This window comes from Caulobacter sp. BP25, assembly GCF_002737755.1.
In the GTDB taxonomy this organism is placed as follows: Bacteria; Pseudomonadota; Alphaproteobacteria; order Caulobacterales; family Caulobacteraceae; genus Caulobacter.
The window spans coordinates 113,457-129,670 of record NZ_PEGH01000013.1; the positions used below are offsets into that span (position 1 = coordinate 113,457).

16 protein-coding genes are annotated in these 16,214 nt (G+C 67.2%); 5 read left to right on the forward strand and 11 right to left on the reverse strand.

From position 1 onward, the window contains the following. The 3 genes from CSW59_RS09885 to CSW59_RS09900 form a co-directional block, all read right to left on the reverse strand. Positions 1-900 carry a glycine--tRNA ligase subunit alpha gene (locus CSW59_RS09885; RefSeq protein WP_099443886.1) on the reverse strand — a complete coding sequence of 300 codons (900 nt, stop codon included), beginning with the start codon at positions 898-900 and terminating at the stop codon, positions 1-3. Between the two features lie 141 nt (positions 901-1,041). Then, positions 1,042-1,446: a hypothetical protein gene (locus CSW59_RS09895; RefSeq protein ID WP_099443887.1), complete on the reverse strand. Its 405-nt coding sequence runs from the start codon at positions 1,444-1,446 to the stop codon at positions 1,042-1,044. Positions 1,447-1,530: 84 nt separating this feature from the next. Further along, entirely contained in the window at positions 1,531-1,881 is a 351-nt protein-coding gene (locus CSW59_RS09900; RefSeq protein ID WP_099443888.1) for a DMT family protein, read from the reverse strand. 327 nt (positions 1,882-2,208) lie between these two features. On the opposite strand from CSW59_RS09900, the gene CSW59_RS09905 reads away from it, so the two are divergent. The 3 genes from CSW59_RS09905 (at position 2,209) to CSW59_RS09915 (ending at position 5,024) form a co-directional block, all read left to right on the forward strand. Then, positions 2,209-2,547 (forward strand): P-II family nitrogen regulator, encoded by a 339-nt coding sequence (locus tag CSW59_RS09905; protein ID WP_004623580.1) that lies wholly within the window; start codon positions 2,209-2,211, stop codon positions 2,545-2,547. A gap of 22 nt (positions 2,548-2,569) precedes the next feature. Beyond that, complete coding sequence (locus CSW59_RS09910) at positions 2,570-4,105, forward strand: ammonium transporter (RefSeq protein WP_099443889.1); 1,536 nt, start codon at positions 2,570-2,572, stop codon at positions 4,103-4,105. A 115-nt stretch (positions 4,106-4,220) separates the two neighbouring features. After that, on the forward strand, positions 4,221-5,024 hold the full coding sequence (locus tag CSW59_RS09915; RefSeq protein WP_099443890.1) for a lipid II flippase Amj family protein: 804 nt from the start codon (positions 4,221-4,223) through the stop codon (positions 5,022-5,024). Here CSW59_RS09915 and CSW59_RS09920 read toward each other — a convergent pair. The 4 genes from CSW59_RS09920 to CSW59_RS09935 form a co-directional block, all read right to left on the reverse strand. Next, positions 5,021-5,656 (reverse strand): peptidylprolyl isomerase, encoded by a 636-nt coding sequence (locus CSW59_RS09920; protein WP_099443891.1) that lies wholly within the window; start codon positions 5,654-5,656, stop codon positions 5,021-5,023. The two genes, CSW59_RS09915 and CSW59_RS09920, sit on opposite strands and share 4 nt — an antisense overlap. 10 nt (positions 5,657-5,666) lie before the next feature. Continuing rightward, positions 5,667-6,539 carry a 4-(cytidine 5'-diphospho)-2-C-methyl-D-erythritol kinase gene (locus tag CSW59_RS09925; protein ID WP_099443892.1) on the reverse strand — a complete coding sequence of 291 codons (873 nt, stop codon included), beginning with the start codon at positions 6,537-6,539 and terminating at the stop codon, positions 5,667-5,669. A gap of 41 nt (positions 6,540-6,580) precedes the next feature. Further along, on the reverse strand, positions 6,581-8,314 hold the full coding sequence (locus tag CSW59_RS09930) for a lipopolysaccharide assembly protein LapB (RefSeq protein ID WP_099443893.1): 1,734 nt from the start codon (positions 8,312-8,314) through the stop codon (positions 6,581-6,583). A gap of 88 nt (positions 8,315-8,402) precedes the next feature. Beyond that, complete coding sequence (locus CSW59_RS09935) at positions 8,403-10,076, reverse strand: electron transfer flavoprotein-ubiquinone oxidoreductase (RefSeq protein WP_099443894.1); 1,674 nt, start codon at positions 10,074-10,076, stop codon at positions 8,403-8,405. A gap of 211 nt (positions 10,077-10,287) precedes the next feature. On the opposite strand from CSW59_RS09935, the gene CSW59_RS09940 reads away from it, so the two are divergent. Both CSW59_RS09940 and CSW59_RS09945 read left to right on the forward strand, forming a co-directional pair. Then, a complete protein-coding gene (locus CSW59_RS09940; protein ID WP_099443895.1) occupies positions 10,288-11,106 on the forward strand; it encodes a uracil-DNA glycosylase in 819 nt (272 codons plus the stop codon). Between the two features lie 50 nt (positions 11,107-11,156). Continuing rightward, on the forward strand, positions 11,157-12,767 hold the full coding sequence (locus CSW59_RS09945; RefSeq protein WP_099443896.1) for a lytic transglycosylase domain-containing protein: 1,611 nt from the start codon (positions 11,157-11,159) through the stop codon (positions 12,765-12,767). Positions 12,768-12,830: 63 nt separating this feature from the next. Here CSW59_RS09945 and CSW59_RS09950 read toward each other — a convergent pair whose 3' ends face one another. The 4 genes from CSW59_RS09950 to CSW59_RS09965 form a co-directional block, all read right to left on the reverse strand. Beyond that, on the reverse strand, positions 12,831-13,286 hold the full coding sequence (locus tag CSW59_RS09950) for a cell wall biosynthesis glycosyltransferase (RefSeq protein WP_099443897.1): 456 nt from the start codon (positions 13,284-13,286) through the stop codon (positions 12,831-12,833). Between the two features lie 50 nt (positions 13,287-13,336). Further along, positions 13,337-14,422 carry a PA0069 family radical SAM protein gene (locus CSW59_RS09955; protein ID WP_099443926.1) on the reverse strand — a complete coding sequence of 362 codons (1,086 nt, stop codon included), beginning with the start codon at positions 14,420-14,422 and terminating at the stop codon, positions 13,337-13,339. A 140-nt stretch (positions 14,423-14,562) separates the two neighbouring features. Beyond that, entirely contained in the window at positions 14,563-15,828 is a 1,266-nt protein-coding gene (locus CSW59_RS09960) for an RNA polymerase sigma factor (RefSeq protein WP_099443898.1), read from the reverse strand. Next, positions 15,825-16,196, reverse strand: coding sequence for a YciI family protein (locus tag CSW59_RS09965; RefSeq protein WP_099443899.1), 372 nt, complete (start codon positions 16,194-16,196; stop codon positions 15,825-15,827). The genes CSW59_RS09960 and CSW59_RS09965 overlap by 4 nt, the downstream gene beginning before the upstream one ends. Between the last annotated feature and the right edge of the window lie 18 nt (positions 16,197-16,214).

Genomic DNA, 16,214 nt, shown 5'->3' on the forward strand with positions numbered 1-16,214 from the left:
TTACGCGGCTTCCTGCTGCTCGACCCAGGCGCTGGCGCACATCTTACAAAGGTCGCGGATGCGGCCGATGTAGCTGGCGCGCTCGGCGACGGCGATCGCGCCGCGGGCGTTCATCAGGTTGAAAAGGTGGCTGGCCTTCAGGACCATGTCGTAGGCGGGCAAAACGAGCGACTTGCCCTGATAGGAGCGCTCCAGCATCAGCGGGACCTGCTCTTCCATCTGCTCGAACTGCTGCTTGAGCACGGCGACGTCATAGCCATGGAAGTTGGCTTCCGACTGCTGGCGCTCGTTCTCCAGGAACACCTCGCCATAGGTCGTCGCGCCAAGGGCCGAGTCCGGGTCGTTGAACGGCAGGTCGTAGACGTTGTCGACGCCGAACACGTACATGGCCAAGCGTTCCAGGCCATAGGTCAGCTCGCCCGCCACGGGCGAGACGTCCAGGCCGCCGACCTGCTGGAAGTAGGTGTACTGGCTGACTTCCATGCCGTCGCACCAGACTTCCCAGCCCAGGCCCCAGGCGCCGACGGTCGGGTTCTCCCAGTCGTCCTCGACAAAGCGGATGTCGTGGGTGCGCAAGTCGAGGCCGATCGCTTCCAGCGAGCCGAGATACAGGTCCTGCATGTTCTCGGGGTTCGGCTTCAGGATCACCTGGTACTGGTAGTAGTGCTGCAGGCGGTTGGGGTTCTCGCCATAGCGGCCGTCGCCTGGACGGCGCGAGGGCTGCACATAGGCCGCGTTCCAGGGCTTGGGGCCCAGGGCGCGCAGCACCGTGGCCGGGTGCAGGGTCCCCGCCCCCACCTCGACGTCGTGCGGTTGCAAGATGATGCAACCCTGCCGGCTCCAATAGTCATGGAGCGTCAGGATCAGGCTTTGGAAGGACTTGGGTTTTTCGCGCGACATCAATCGAAGCAGGCCTAGAAAAAAGTCGGCGGACCATAGGGCCCGCCGTCCGGTGCTTCAAGCGATGTCAGGAGCGCGTCAGGCGAAAGTGTGAGCGGTTTCGCCACCCCACGCGCGACCAGCAAGAAATCTTGGAAGGGCTCAGTTGCCCTTGGGCGTCGTGCGCTTGCCCGCGTTGGACATCGGCGCGCCGTACTTGGCCCGATTGGCCGTGGTGTCGGCGATCGGGCCGTTGGAGACAACATTGGGATCGCCCGCCTTCAGCAAGGCCTGCGCCTCGGGCGACTGCGACGAGACAGGGACAACGCCCGAGGCGTTCACGCCCGCCTCTGGCGCGGACATGGCCGATGGCGAGGCGATCGGGTCGGCGGCCATGTCGATCGTGGTCGTCGGCGCGACCCAGGTCAGGGTCGGGTCGGTCGCTACGAGAGAGCCGGCGACCGGCGCCTGCGGGGCGGGCGCCGCGCCAGTCGTGGTCTGGGCGCTAGCCGCCCCGGCCATCAGGGCGATCGCGGCGGCGGCGGTCACAAAGCGCTGGGCAGTCATGGCGGCGTTCCCTTCGGTTCGAACGGTGTACGCTCCAGCCTCGGACTCGGTTCCATGATCACGCCATCTTGATCGGCACACCGGTCAGCGAAAGAAGAACACCATGGCTGCACCGCAGACGATCAAGCCAAATCCGATCAGCGTGGTCAACTTGATCGCCTCACCAAGGTAGAAGTACGAAAACAACGTGAAGACGATCAGCGTGATCGCCTCCTGTCCCGTCTTGAGCTGAGCCGTGGAATACATGTTGCTGCCGAGGCGATTAGCCGGCACCGCCAGCATGTACTCAGGCAAGGCGATCAACCAGCTCGACAGGATCGCCACCGGAAGCGCCAGACTCTTGTGCTTCAAGTGACCATACCAGGCGAAGGTCATGAAGATGTTGGACGCCACGAGCATCAGCCAAGGCGCGATCTTCAGGACGATGGGCGGCATGCGGGCGATCTCCGAGGCGGGTCAATGGGAAGCGCGACGCCCTAGAACAAGTGGCGTCGCCGACGCCAGAGCCGTCCCGTCAGACAAAAACGCCGTTTTATGACGCATATGGAGCGGCTCACGCTCAAAAATGAGGCGCCTCGCCCAATTCCTTTCCGAAACCTTTTCCGCACGCGCCTTCACGGAACCGTCGCCGATAGCTTGGCCCCGCCGGGGAAACGATGTGGCGCTTGAAAGCGCGGCGTCGGCGGTGATGACACCGGGGGCGGTCTCGCTTCCCGCAACCAAGCAAACAAGCCCGCGTCGCGGCGGGCCGGAGCAAGGCGGATGAAACTGATCATAGCGGTCGTCAAACCCTTCAAGCTGGACGAGGTGCGCGAAGCGCTCGTCGCCGCCGGCGTTGAAGGTCTGACGGTGTCGGAAGTGAAGGGCTACGGCCGCCAGAAGGGCCAGACGGAAATCTACCGGGGCGCTGAGTACCAGGTGAATTTCGTGCCGAAGGTGAAGCTCGAAGCGGTCGTGGACGACGCGTCCGCCGCCAAGGCGGTCGAGGCGGTCAAGGCCGCCGCGGCCACTGGCAAGATCGGCGACGGCAAGATCTTCGTCCTCAATGTCGAGGAAGCCGTCCGCATCCGCACCGGCGAAACCGGCTCGGCCGCGCTGTAATCGGGAACAAGGGGATACCGAGATGAAACTCACCTTCAAACCGCTGGCGGGGCTTATGCTCGCCGCGACCATCGCGGGAGCTCCGCTGGGGGCGACCGCCTTCGCCCAGGAGGCCGCGCCCGCGCCGGCCGCCGCCGCCGCGCCCGCCGAGGCCGCACCGGCTCCGGCTGCTGCGGCTCCCGCCGAGGCCCCGGCTCCCGCCGCTGCGCCGACCATCGAAGACAAGATGGACAAGGGCGATAACGCCTGGATGCTCACCTCCGCCCTGCTGGTTCTGCTGATGATCCTGCCGGGCCTCGCTTTGTTCTACGGCGGCCTGGTGCGCTCCAAGAACATGCTGTCGGTCATGATGCAGGTCTCGACCGTGGCGCTGATCGGCTTCGTCGCCTGGATGCTGTGGGGCTACAGCTTCGCCTTCACCGACGGCGGCGGTCTCGACAAGTTCGTCGGCGGCTTTGGTCGGATCTTCCTGAAGGACGTCACTCCGGCCAGCAACGTCGCGACCTTCTCGACCGGCGTCGTGATCCCGGAACTGACCTTCATCGCCTTCCAGTCGACCTTCGCGGCCATCACCGCCGCCCTGGTGGTCGGTTCGCTGGTCGAGCGCATGAAGTTCGCCGCCATCGTCGCCTTCGCCGTCCTGTGGCCGCTGCTGTCGTACTATCCGATCGCGCACATGGTCTGGTGGTGGCCTGGTCCGAACGCCATCGCCCTGGCGCCGGAAGATCCGGTGAAGTCGGGCCTGCTCTGGGGCTTCGGCGCCCTGGACTTCGCCGGCGGCACCGTGGTCCATATCAACGCTGGTATCGCCGCCCTGGTTGGCGCTCTGATCCTGGGCAAGCGTCAAGGCTACGGCAAAGAGCCGATGCCCCCGCACTCGCTGACCCTGACCCTGGTGGGCGCTGGTCTGCTGTGGGTGGGCTGGTTCGGCTTCAACGCCGGTTCGAACCTGGAGTCGAACGGCTACGCTTCGCTGGCCATGGTCAACACCTTCATCGCCACCGCGGCCGCCGGTCTGTCGTGGATCATCGTCGAGTGGGCCACTCGCGGTAAGCCGTCGGCTCTGGGCCTGGCTTCGGGCATCGTCGCCGGCCTCGTCGCCGTCACCCCAGCCGCCGGCTTCGCCGGTCCGATGGGCGCGCTGATCCTGGGCCTGATCGTCTCGCCGATCTGCATCGTCTTCTGCTCGGTCGTGAAGAACGCCCTGAAGTACGACGACAGCCTGGACGCCTTCGGCATCCACGGCATTGGCGGCATCGTTGGCGCCATCGGCACCGGCCTGGTGGTCAACCCCGCCTGGGGCGGCGCTGGCGTCGTCGACTACACCAGCTGCGGCAAGGACGGCGACTTCTCGACCTGCGACACCGCCGTCTACGACATGGGTGTTCAGCTGATGGCTCAACTGAAGGCCGTCGGCGTCACGATCCTCTGGTCGGCCGTGGCTTCGGCCATCGTCTTCTTCCTGATCAAGCTGGTCATCGGCCTGAAGGCTTCGCCGGAAGCCGAAGAAGAAGGCTTGGACATCTCGGAACACGGCGAGCGCGCCTACCACAGCTAAGGCTGGCGTAGGTTCTCACTGAAAGCCGAAGGGCGCGGAGAGCAATCTCCGCGCCCTTTTCCTTTTGCGACTCGCACCCCATTGGCCAAGCTGCGCCGCTCGACCGGAGATCGTCATGGACGTCCAACTCTTCCTGCTGTGCGTCCTGACCTTCGTGATCCACCTGATCGGCGCCCTGGCCTATGCGGTGCGGATCGCCGGCGTGCGCACGCGCCGGATCGCCATGTCGTTCGCCCTGTTCAACGTGCTAGTCCTCGTCTCGCGCGCCTCTAACGCCTTTCAGGGTCCGTTCCTGTCAAAACGCGTCGAAACCGGCCTGGCGGCGGACGCTGGAGGCCGGTTGCTCTCGGACTTTCAATGGTTGATGGCCGGCGCCAGCTTGGCGGCTTTGATCGGCGCCCTGGCTATTCCAACGGCCCAGCGCCTGTTCACCCGCGCGGTGGCTCACTTCCAGGTCCACCGCTCGATCCCCAAGCTCTTGATGCACGCCTTCGCCAAGGGCGGGGTGTCCTACGTGCGCCAATCGGTAGCCCTGCCCTCGCCCACCCACTTGAAGAGCATGAAGCAGAAGGTCGAGGTTCCAGCGCGCGTCATCGTGCTGAATGTCCTGGCTCAAGCTTTGCTGACCGTGGGCGTGTTCGCCCCGCTCTACGCGGGCTATCTCGATCCGCAATTGCGAGTGACGGCCGTCAGCCTGTCGTCCGCGATCAACGGCGTGGCCACGATCCTGCTGTTCGTGCTGATCGACCCGTGCCTGTCGATCATGACCGACGACGTGATGGAAGGCCGCGTGAGCGAGCCGGCGTTCCGCCGCGCCGTCGTCTGGTTCGCGGCGAGCCGAGTGGCCGGCACGGTTCTGGCGCAACTACTTCTAGTCCCGGCGGCGACGGCCGTCGCGCTGCTGGCGCGGATGATCTAGATGCGCCGCGCGCTGGTGATCGGCACGACCGGTTCCAGCATCTGGCCTTCCATGACCGGATTGGTCGCCTTGCCGGGTGTCGGAAGGTTCAGGATCTTGCGGACGATCTCCATGCCCTTGATCACCTGGCCAAACGCGGCGAAGCCCAGGTTGTCGCCCTCGCCCGCCGGATTGGCGTCGAGATACGGCGCCTCGCCCACGCAGATGAAGAAGTCCGAGTCCCCCGTGCCCGGCTCCTTGCGCGCCAGCGACACCGTGCCGTCCACGTGGCGAAGACCGGTCTGGCTGGTGGGCTCGTGCGCGATCGGCGGCAGGAGCTTTATCGGATCGCCCTGCAAGCCGCCCTCGATCAGGCCGTAGTCCACGGGGCTGTTGGCCTTGGCCGAGCGCCAGAAGCTGGCGCCGTCATAGCGCTTCTCGTCGACATAGCGCAGGAAGTTGGCCGTGGTCAGCGGGGCTTGCTTGACCTTCAGGGCGATAACGATCGGCCCAAGGCTCGTTTCCAAGGCGACCAGAACATCGCCAGGCCCCGGCACGATCGGCGCGGGGGCCAGGTTCAGGATCTGAGCCGACGCCAGGCTGGGCGCCGCGCCCAGCCCGCCGAGGGCCGTCAGGACATCACGGCGCTTCATGCGACTTTCCCTAGCTCAAGCGGCAGCGCCGCACCCACCAGTCCGGCCGGACAGCCTCGATCCGTTCGGCCAGGGTCTCGGCCTCGATATCGCCGGCGCAGAGCGCAAAGCAGGTCGCGCCCGAGCCCGACATGCGGACCAGCAGACTTTCGGACTGGTCTCGCAGGACGTCCAGCGCCTCGCCGATCAGCGGCTGCAAGGCGACGGCGGGCGCCTCAAGATCGTTGCGCGTGGCGACCGCCAGCCAGCCGGCGGCCTCCTCGGCGCTCTCCAGCGCGGCCGGCATGAGAGGGCGCTCGGCCCCATCGGGATGCACGGCGGCGTCATAGGCCCGATAGACCGCGCCGGTCGGCGACGGGACGCCTGGATTGACGAGCACCGCGTGCAGGGTCGGCAGCACAGGCGCGTGGGACAACACCTCTCCACGCCCCTCGGCCATCAGGGCCGTCGCGCGAAAGCAGGCCGCGCCATCGGCGCCGAGGCTCGCCACCAACGGCTCCAACTCATCATCGGAGAATTGCGGCGCCAGGGCGTCGCGCAACAGCTTCAAGGCCGCGCCGGCGTCGCTGGAGCCGCCCCCCAGCCCCGCCGCGATCGGCAGGCGCTTGTCCAGGATCAGACGATAGGGCGGAACCGGGCCGCCGAGCTTGGCGTGGAAGGCCCGCGCAGCGCGAAGCACCAAGTTGTCCTCGCCCGCCGGGATGCTGGCCCCGAACGGCCCGGTCGTCTCGAAGCCCGGCGCATCACTGGGCTGGACCATCACCTGATCGCCGACATCGGCGAAGACCATCAGACTGGAGATCGGGTGATAGCCCTCCGCGTCCGGTCCGCCGACATGGAGGAACAGATTGACCTTGGCGGGCGCGAAGGCGGAAAGCCGCATGACTCTTCAAAGCTCGGTTACGGAAGCGGCCGTGCGATAGCTCAGTTGTGCGCCACCGTCGACTTGGCGATCGGCGCGGTCGCTGGACCCAGACCGTTCTTCAGCTTGGCTTCGGCTTCGGCCTTCTGCTTCTCGGTCGGCTCAAGGCTCAGCACGCGCTGCCACTGGAACCGCGCCTCGATCTTGCGCCCGACCTGCCAGTAGGCGTCACCAAGGTGGCCGTTCACATCGGGATCGCCAGGCTCCATCTCGACGGCAGCTTCCAGCTTCTCGACGGCGGTCTTGTAGTCGCCCAGCCGATAATAGGCCCACCCCAGGGAATCGAGCATGGCTCCAGACTGCGGTCGGGCGTCGACCGCCTTCTGCACCATGGCCAGCGCGTCCTGCAGCCGCTCGCCGCGATCTATCCAGGTGTAACCCAGGAAGTTCAGCAGTTCCGGCTCATCAGGATTGATCTTGAGGGCGGCTTGCAGGTCGCGCTCGGCCTCGGGCCAGCGACCGCCCTGCTCCAGCGACACCGCGCGGAGGTACAGCAAACGCCAGTCGGGCGACCCGGCTTCGCGCGCGATGACCGCGTCGAGCACGGCCACCGACTCGTCCCACTGACTGCTGGAGCGGAGAAGATCGGCCAAGGCCACCTGGGCGTCACGGTCGGTCGGCGCGGTCGCCGCCGCAGCGCGCGCCACCTCCAGCGCCTTGGTCTTTTCGCCCAGGTCGTTGAGGGACCAGGCCGTCTTGGTCTGGGCCGTGACATAGTGGGCCGAGGTCGCCGGAACGCGCGCGAAGGCCTCGATCGCGCCCTTGGGGTCCTCGTTCCGATTCATCAGGTCGCCCAGTAACACCCAGGCCTCGTCGCGCCCGGGATCCAGGCGTAGGGCCAGGCGCAAATAGGCCTGAGCGAACTGGACCTGACGCTCGCTCGCGAAGGTGGCTGCGCAGGCGATCAGCCCCTCCGCCGCGCCCTGACGGATGGTCGGCGCAGGCGGCGGCGCGCCCTTGGCCGAGGCGCGAGCGCGAGCCCGAAGCAGGCCCAGATCATTCGGCGCGGCGCCCAACGCCGCGTCGTAGAGCGCCACGGCGTCCGCATGTCGCTTTCGCCGCTCCAGGAACGCGCCGTAGTCCAGCGTGAAAATGCTGGCGGTCGTCGCGTTCGAGGTCAGCGCCTTGTAGTCGGTCTCGGCCTCGTCATAGCGCTTGGCGCGCTCGAACAGGCGAGCCTGGCCCTGCTGGCCGAAGAACTGAACCAGCTTGTCGTTGCGCAAGGTTGGTTGCACCGCCGCGCCCTCCTTGTCGCCCGCCAAGGCTGCGGCCCACGGCGATAGAAGCGCGGCCGCCTGCTGATGCGGGAACCCCGGCGGCGAGGTCTTTAGCAGCGTCTGCGCCGTCTTGCCGTCGCCCACGGCGATCGCCTCGATCACGCGGGTCAGCACGCTGAGGCGTTTGACCGCCTCGGGCGTGTCGGCGGCCGTCGGCGCGACCGCCGCAGCGCGGGAGATGTCGCCCGCCAGCAGCAAAGCCGTAAACGCGCGCTCGCCGATCAGCCCCGGGTCCTCGCCCAAGGACGCCGCCGTGTCGAAATAGGTCGCCGCCTGCTTGGACTGCCCGTCCCGCAGCGCCGCCTGTCCCGCCAGGAACTGACCGTAGGAACTGCGCGTGTCGAACAGCGGCGAACCCAAGGCGATCGGACCGCGCATGGTGATTTCGCTGGGCACGCTGGAACAGGCGGCCAAGGCGGCGACGGAAACGCAGGCGAGAAGGACTTTGATACGCGTCATGCCGGCACCCTCCGAGGTTTCGAGGCGGTCCGCAACAAAAAGCCTCCCGGTGCGAACCGGGAGGCTTTGATCACGCCAATCTTGGCTTTTACATGTTTGGATAGTTCGGTCCGCCGCCGCCTTCCGGCGTGGTCCAGACGATGTTCTGCGACGGATCCTTGATGTCGCAGGTTTTGCAGTGGACGCAGTTCTGAGCGTTGATCTGGAAGCGCGGATCGGTCCCCTGCTCGTTGTAGAGCACCTCGTAGACGCCGGCCGGACAGTAGAGGCGCGCCGGTTCGCCGTACTTGGGCAGGTTCACCGCGATCGGGATCGAGGGGTCCTTCAGCCTCAGGTGCGCCGGCTGGTCTTCCTCGTGATTGGTCGCCGACAGGAAGACGCTGGACAGCTTGTCGAAGCTGATCACGCCATCGGGCTTGGGGTAGACGATCGGCTGGTAGTCCTTGGCCAGGCCCGTGGACGCCGCGTCGGTCTTGTCGTGCTTCAGCGTGCCGAAGAACGAGAAGCCGCCGAACAGGTGCGCGCACCACATGTCGAACATGCCGAACGCGCCGCCCAGGGCCGTGCCGAACTTGCCCAGCAGCGGCTTGGCGTTGCGGACGATCTTCAGTTCCTTGGCCACCCACGACGCTTCATAGGCCACCTGGTAGGCGGTCAGTTCGTCGCTGGCGCGGCCGGCTTGGACGGCCTCGAACGCGGCCTCGGCGGCCAGCATGCCGGTCTTCACCGCATTGTGGCTGCCCTTGATGCGCGGCACGTTGACGAAACCAGCCGAGCAGCCGATCAGCGCGCCACCGGGGAAGGTCAGCTTCGGCACCGACTGATAGCCGCCCTCGGTGATGGCCCGCGCGCCGTAGGCGATGCGCTTGCCGCCTTCTAGATGCGGCCGCACCGTCGGGTGCTGCTTGAAGCGCTGGAACTCGTCGAACGGCGAAAGCCACGGGTTCTTGTAGTTCAGGTGCACGACGTAACCGATGGCCACGTAGTTGTCCCCGAAGTGGTACATGAAGCTGCCGCCGCCGGTCTTGCTGTCCAGCGGCCAGCCGGTGGTGTGCTCGGCCAGGCCAGGCTGGTGCTTTTCGGGAAGGACCTGCCACAGCTCCTTGACACCAATGCCGTACTTTTGAGGCGACTTGCCCTCGTCCAGCTTGAACTTGGCGATCAGCTGCTTGGCCAGCGAGCCGCGCACGCCCTCGGCGATGAAGACATACTTGCCGTGCAGCTCCATGCCCGGCTGGTAGTCCGGCTTTTGGTGGCCGTCCTTGCCAATCCCGACAACGCCGACGACCACGCCCTTGACCGACCCATCATCGTTCCAGACCAAATCAGAGGCCGCAAAGCCCGGATAGATCTCGACGCCCAGCTCCTCGGCCTTGCCCGCCAGCCAACGGGTGACGTTAGCGAGCGAGGCGATGTAGCAGCCATGGTTGTGCATGAAGGGCGGCATGGCCCACATGGGCAAGCTGAGCTCGCCCTGCGGCCCCAGCAGCTTGAAGCGGTCCTTGGTGACCGGCGTCTCGAGCGGAGCGCCCTCTTCCTTCCAGTTCGGGAACAGTTCGGACAGACCCTTAGGGTCGATCACCGCGCCTGACAGGATGTGCGCGCCGACTTCCGAGCCCTTTTCCAACAGGGCGACCGAGATGTCGGTCCCGGCCTTGGCGGCCATCTGCTTGAGCCGGATCGCGGCCGAGAGGCCAGCGGGACCGCCGCCGACGATCACGACGTCGTACTCCATCGACTCGCGTTCGAGGTCTTCGCTCATGACTTCTCCCGGCTGGGCCGACCGGCCCGTCTTATCAGTGTTTGAATCACAGCTTATCCGAACGTGACGCTGAGGCGGTCAAGCGTCCGCCGCAATTTTTCGCTGCGCCGCAGCGTGGATAAGGGTCCGCAAACACTCCTAGGCTCCGAATTCGGTGGGCGACCCGCCAAAACCGCTGACTTTTGGGGCCGTCACGCTTTATGACGGTGACATGAGCCCCGCCGTCGATCAACGCGCCGTCGAGAGCCTGCTGGCCTTCTGGGCCGACGCGGGCGTCGAGGTCTCGTACGCCGACGCGCCGATCGACCGCCTGGCCGAAGGCGTGGCCATGCTGCGGGCCAAGAGCCAGCCGCCGCCTCCCCCGCCGCCAGCGCGTCCAGGCCTCGCCACGGTGCGCAGCCCGGACATTGGCGCGGCGATCGCCGCCGCCAAGGCCGCCGCCGCAGCCTGCCAGAACCTCGACAGCCTGGCCGCCGCCATCGCCGCCTTCGACGGCTGTCCGCTGAAGACCCAGGGCGCGAAGCAGGCCGTGTTCTCACGCGGTGTCGCCGACGCCCCGCTGATGATCATCGGCGAAGGTCCGGGCGCGGACGAGGACGCCCAAGGCGAGCCCTTCGTCGGCAGGGCCGGCAAGCTGCTGGACCGGATGCTGAAGGCCGCGAACCTGGAAGGTCGCGTCTTCATCACCAACACCGTCTTCTGGCGCCCTCCCGGCAACCGGACACCGACCCCGCAGGAGCAGGCCGTCTGCGCGCCGTTCGTCGAGCGCGCTATCGCCTTGGTGAAGCCCAAGATGCTGCTGCTGGCCGGCGGCGCCTCGGCGAAAGCCATGCTCAAGCGCGACGAAGGCATCCTGTCGATGCGCGGCCGCTGGTTCGAGTGGCTGTCCGAGGACAAGACCACGGAACTGCCCGCGATGCCCACTCTGCACCCAGCGTTCCTGCTGCGAACGCCGGCCCAGAAAAAGAAGGTGTGGCAAGACCTTCTGACATTAACCGAACGGCTTGATCGACCCGAACGGCCCCACTAGAAGTTTCACCGACCAGTTGAACGGGGACGCGCGACTTTGGGGGCGCGCGGATGGCTTTGCAGCTTTGGACTCGCGCGCTGGCCGTGGTTTCGGCCTTCCTCCTATGCCTGACCGTGACGACGGCGCGCGCCAGCCCGCTGGAGCCGCTATCTCAAGAAGACGCCCGCGCCTATCGCGCGGCGTTCTCGGCGATCGACCGAGGTGATTTCGACGGCGCCGAAACAATGCTCGCCACGGTGCGCGACCGCAGCCTCGCAGGACGCGCCGCCTTCGCCAAGTTGATGCATCCGACACGCTACGCGGCGCGCTACGGCGAACTGACCGAATGGTTGGAGCGCCATGCCGACGAGGCGGGCGCCGAGAGGATCTACGCTCTGGCGCTTAAGCGAAAGCCGGTTAGCAAGCGTATCGCCGCGCCGCCCGTTCCGACGCTGTTCGTCGCTGACCAGAGCAGGCCCCCTCCCGCCGACCGGGGACGGGCCGCGCGCGAAGCCTACTATTCGGGCGAGGTCCGCAAGGCGCTGTCGCTGGCGATCTCAAGCGGCGAGCACTGGATCGCGGGCCTGTCGGCCTATCGCTTGGGCGATGCCCGTCAGGCGCGGACGTTCTTCGAGCAAGTCGCTGACGACCCGAACCAGGATGAGTGGCAACACGCCGCCGGAGCCTTCTGGGCCGCGCGCAGCGCTCTACATGTTGGGGAAGAGCGCCAGGCCCGCGAGCTGCTGCTGCGCGCCGCCGCCTCGCCCCACACCTTCTATGGCATGATCGCGGCTCGCCAACTGGCCCTGGCCGGGCTGGCCGCCCCTGGCGAGGCTGAAGACCCCATCGCAGCGCTGATCACGCGGACGTCCTCTATTGGGGGTGACACCGCCGCGATCGAGCGGCTGATACGGATGGATCCCCGCGCTCGCCGCGCCGCCGCCCTGGCCCAGATCGGGCGCTGGCGCGAGGTGGGCCTGGAGCTGCGGGCAGGGCTGTCCCTGGCCGAGACCGAGACGCTGCGCGGCGACTGGACGACCCTGGCCCTAGCCTTGAACGCCAACGCTCCCTTGAACGCCGGGCGCCCCATGCGACGCGTGGGCGGCGAGGACTATCCCCTGCCCGCCCTTGAGCCGATCGGCGGCTTCACGATCGACAAGGCCCTCGTCTACGCCCTGGTGCGCCAGGAAAGCCGCTTTGATCCCATGGCGGTCTCGAACGCCGGGGCCGTCGGGCTGATGCAGGTGATGCCGGTCGCCGCCGCGCGCGCCGCTGGCGACGACAAGCTGCTGGCGGACACGACCCCGCTGTTCGACCCGGCCTTCAACCTGCGGGTCGGTCAGGACTATTTCACCTGGCTGATGGATCGCGGCCTGCAAAGTCCCGACATCCTACGCGCCGTCGCCGCCTATAACGGTGGTCCAGGCACACTGAACCGCACGCTCCAGCAACTGGGCGCGGACTGCGATAGCCTGCTGCTGATCGAGAGCCTGCCATTCCAGGAAACCCGCAACTACGTCGAAAAGGTGATGGCCAGCTACTGGACCTATCGACAGCTGATGGGCGCCGAGAACCGCACCTTGGACGCCGTGGCCAGCGGCGCGCGCCTGATCGACTTCCGACTTGATCCGCAAGTTCAGCAGATCACCTCGATCGGAGAGCTGGTCAGCGGCCTGCCGTAGTAGGTCAAGCCTCACAAACTCCGACTTCACCGGCGAATGCCAGGGAGAGCGGCGGATATAGGCCTAGTAGCTCAACCGCCGCGCCTTCAGCGCCTTTGCCAGCGCCCGCTCCTCGCCGCCGCTCGCCGGCCAGTCCAGTCGGCGAACCAGGACGCCGTGCAGGCGTCGCGTCAGCAGACCACCTGGCGCGGCCAGGAGCGCCGGACTACCGCCCCCGCCCGCCAGGTGTTTCTCGACAGGCTCACGCCAGCCGTCTCGCAATGCGGGCGCCGCGCGCAGGGTCAGAATCCAGTCCCCCCGCGCCGCCGCCGCGCCGGCCGCAAAGCAGGCCGCTGCGCCGCCCTCGACCGCCACCAGCCGAGCCCCGCTGTCCTCGACCAGCGCGTCGACGCCTGACGTGGGCACCCCCACCAGGATCACCTCCTTGACCAGCCCATCCACGGCGGCGGGCACCAACATGGCCATCTGGGCGGCGAGGCCAGGCAGGTCCTCGGAAGCGAGCAGTACGACGGAGATCATGTCCCTGCTTCGCCAGACGGCGGCGCGGGGGTCAAGCGGCAAAGCCTTGCTCAGCCGAACAAGTCCATCTGCGCGCCGCCAAGGACGGGCCGCTTGAACTGGCTACAGTCCAGCGGCGTCCAGGGCTGATCCAGGCCGAACTTCTTCACCGCCAGATGGAAGCGCTGGCGCAGCACCTCGGCCACCGGCCCCTCGCCGATCATCCGCTCACCCCAGCCTGCGCGATAGGTCTCGCCCCGCCGCACCTGGCGCACCAGCGACATCACCCGCCGCGCCCGGTCGGGATGGTCGGTCTGCAGCCACTCTTCAAAGAGCTGGGCGATCTCGCGCGGAAGCCTCAAGGCCACATAACCCGCGCCTCGCGCGCCGGCCTTGGCCGAGGCCTCCAGCACCGCCTCGACCTCGTGGTCATTCAGGCCGGGGATCGCGGGCGCGAACATCACCGTCACCGGCACGCCAGCCTCGGTCAGTCGCCGCACCGCCTCGATGCGCTTCCCAGGCGTCGCCGCACGCGGCTCCATGCTACGCGCCAGCTTGCGGTCTAGCGTCGTGATCGAGATCGCCACCCGCGTCAGCCCGCGGTCGGCCATCCGTGCATAGATGTCGAGATCGCGCAGGATCAGCGCCGACTTGGTGATGATCGTGAAGGGATGGCCGCAGCGCTCCAGAACCTCGATCACCTGCCGCGTTACGCGCAGCTGCTTCTCGTCGGGCTGGTAGGGGTCGGTGTCGCCGCCAATGTGGATCGTCGCGGGCGTGTAGCTGGCCTTGGCCAGCTCCTTCTCCAAGAGCTCACCAGCGTGGGGCTTGAAGAAGATCTTGCTCTCGAAATCCAGGCCCGGCGACAAGCCCAGATAGGCGTGATTGGGCCTCGCGTAGCAGTAGATGCAGCCATGGCTGCAGCCTCGATAGGGGTTGATCGAGCGATCGAAACCGACGTCCGGGCTCTGGTTGCGGGCGATGATCGTCCGCGACTTCATCGGCTGAAGTTCGGTCTTCAGTGGCTTGGGCTCTTCCTCCTCGCCCCAGCCGTCGTCGAACGCCTCGCGCTCCAGCGCCTCGAAGCGCCCCGTACGGTTCGACCGAGCGCCGCGCCCGCGCGGAACCGCACCCCTGATGTTCGTCGCCTGGGCCATGACCGGATCATGCCACGCCATTGGAACATTTCAAGAACATTTGAGCGCGACACTTGTCAGCCGGCGGGCCCGTCCTCCTCAGATCGAATCCAGAGAGCGTCCCTCAGCGCGTTGATCGAGCTTGCCTTTCACGCCGTCTTTCAGGCGCTGTGCGAGGCCTTGTCCGCCTCGGCGCTCAGGCGGTCCAGGTAGACACGGATGCTGGCGGCTTCGGCGGCGGTGTTGGCCAAGGCGATCGCGCGATCAAACGCTTGGCGCGCCTCCGCCAGACGCCCCGCTTGCCGTAGAAAGACGCCCCGCGCGCCGTGATAGTGGAAGTAGCCATCCAAGCGCGCGCCCAGCGGCGCGATCATCTCCAGAGCGGCCTCGGGTCCGCGCACCTTCGCCGTCGCCACCGCGCGATTCAGCGTGACGACCGGCGAGGGCTGCATGATCTGGAGCGTGGCGTAGAGCTGGTCGACGCCAGCCCAGTCGGTGTCCTCGGGACACGCGGCCCGCGCATGCAGCGCGGCGATGGCGGCCTGCACCTGATACGGCCCAGGATCGCGCTTGAGCATCGCCTTGTCGATCAGGGCAAGTCCCTCGCCGATCATCTTGAGATTCCAGAGGCTTCGGTCCTGATCCTCGAGCAGGATAGCGGTTCCGTCGGCGGCGAAACGGGCTTCGGCGCGGGCGTGCTGCAGCAGGAGCAGCGCCGTCAGCCCCATCATCTCCGGCTCGGCCGGGAACAGGCGTAGCAGCAGGCGCGCCAGCCGGATCGCCTCGTCGCAGAGGCCGCCCCTGGCCTCAAGCGCTCGACCGCTGGCCGAATAGCCCTCGTTGAAGACGAGGTAGATCATCGCGGCGACGGCCGCTAACCGCTGCGCACGCTCGACCGGCCCCGGCGCCTCGAAAGGGGCGTCGCCCGCGCCGATCCTGGCCTTGGCGCGAGTGATCCGCTGCTCCATGGCCGCCTCGCCGACCAGGAAAGCGCGGGCGATCTCGCGCACCGTGAGGCCCGAGACGATGCGCAGCGCCAGCGCTATCTGTTGAGTGGCGGGCAAATCAGGATGGCAACAGATGAACAGCAGCCGCAGGACGTCGTCGCGGTAGTGCGAGCCATCCAGCCGCTCGGCGGCGTCGGCCTCGGCGTCCTCCAGATCGGAGAGCAGCTCCTCGGGCGGCAGGGGCGCGTTGCGGCTGGTCTTGCGGACGGCGTCGATGGCGGCGTTGCGACCGACCATGATCAGCCAGGCCGTCGGATCGCGCGGCGGGCCGTTCTTGGGCCAGGCCTTCAGGGCGCGCAGGCAGGCGTCCTGGAACGCCTCCTCGGCGGCATCCATGTCGCGGAAGTAGCGCAGCAGCGCCGCCATGGCCTGGGGCCGAGCGGCGACGACCGCGCCCTCGATCCAGGCCAGGTCGGTCATGCGCCGGCCTCGCCGGGGATGAACAGCGCGATCGGCCGGATCTCGTACGAGCCCCCAGGGTTGGCCTTCCCCAGGTCCTTGGCGATATCGAGCGCGCCGTCCAGCGAGTCGCAGTCGACGACATAGAAGCCCAGAAGCTGCTCCTTGGTCTCGGCGAACGGGCCGTCCAAAACGAGCGGCGGATCGCGGTCCTTGCGAAGGGTGGTGGCGGCCGTGGTCGGCATTAGGCGCGCGACGGGCCCCAACCTCCCCTCCCGCGCCAGACGTTCCTGCACGACGCCCAGCTTCTCCATGACGGCGTCCTCTTCGTTCTTGGACCAGGCCCAGACGACGTCTTCTTGGTTGTAGCAAAGTATGGCGTAGAGCATCGCGGTCCTCGTTCCCCT

Coding starts and splice junctions, on each gene's coding strand:
- CSW59_RS09885 (WP_099443886.1), bottom strand. CDS start 900: ATGTCGCGCGAAAAACCCAAGTCCTTCCAAAGCCTGATCCTGACGCTC.
- CSW59_RS09895 (WP_099443887.1), bottom strand. CDS start 1,446: ATGACTGCCCAGCGCTTTGTGACCGCCGCCGCCGCGATCGCCCTGATG.
- CSW59_RS09900 (WP_099443888.1), bottom strand. CDS start 1,881: ATGCCGCCCATCGTCCTGAAGATCGCGCCTTGGCTGATGCTCGTGGCG.
- CSW59_RS09905 (WP_004623580.1), top strand. CDS start 2,209: ATGAAACTGATCATAGCGGTCGTCAAACCCTTCAAGCTGGACGAGGTG.
- CSW59_RS09910 (WP_099443889.1), top strand. CDS start 2,570: ATGAAACTCACCTTCAAACCGCTGGCGGGGCTTATGCTCGCCGCGACC.
- CSW59_RS09915 (WP_099443890.1), top strand. CDS start 4,221: ATGGACGTCCAACTCTTCCTGCTGTGCGTCCTGACCTTCGTGATCCAC.
- CSW59_RS09920 (WP_099443891.1), bottom strand. CDS start 5,656: ATGAAGCGCCGTGATGTCCTGACGGCCCTCGGCGGGCTGGGCGCGGCG.
- CSW59_RS09925 (WP_099443892.1), bottom strand. CDS start 6,539: ATGCGGCTTTCCGCCTTCGCGCCCGCCAAGGTCAATCTGTTCCTCCAT.
- CSW59_RS09930 (WP_099443893.1), bottom strand. CDS start 8,314: ATGACGCGTATCAAAGTCCTTCTCGCCTGCGTTTCCGTCGCCGCCTTG.
- CSW59_RS09935 (WP_099443894.1), bottom strand. CDS start 10,076: ATGAGCGAAGACCTCGAACGCGAGTCGATGGAGTACGACGTCGTGATC.
- CSW59_RS09940 (WP_099443895.1), top strand. CDS start 10,288: ATGAGCCCCGCCGTCGATCAACGCGCCGTCGAGAGCCTGCTGGCCTTC.
- CSW59_RS09945 (WP_099443896.1), top strand. CDS start 11,157: ATGGCTTTGCAGCTTTGGACTCGCGCGCTGGCCGTGGTTTCGGCCTTC.
- CSW59_RS09950 (WP_099443897.1), bottom strand. CDS start 13,286: ATGATCTCCGTCGTACTGCTCGCTTCCGAGGACCTGCCTGGCCTCGCC.
- CSW59_RS09955 (WP_099443926.1), bottom strand. CDS start 14,422: ATGGCCCAGGCGACGAACATCAGGGGTGCGGTTCCGCGCGGGCGCGGC.
- CSW59_RS09960 (WP_099443898.1), bottom strand. CDS start 15,828: ATGACCGACCTGGCCTGGATCGAGGGCGCGGTCGTCGCCGCTCGGCCC.
- CSW59_RS09965 (WP_099443899.1), bottom strand. CDS start 16,196: ATGCTCTACGCCATACTTTGCTACAACCAAGAAGACGTCGTCTGGGCC.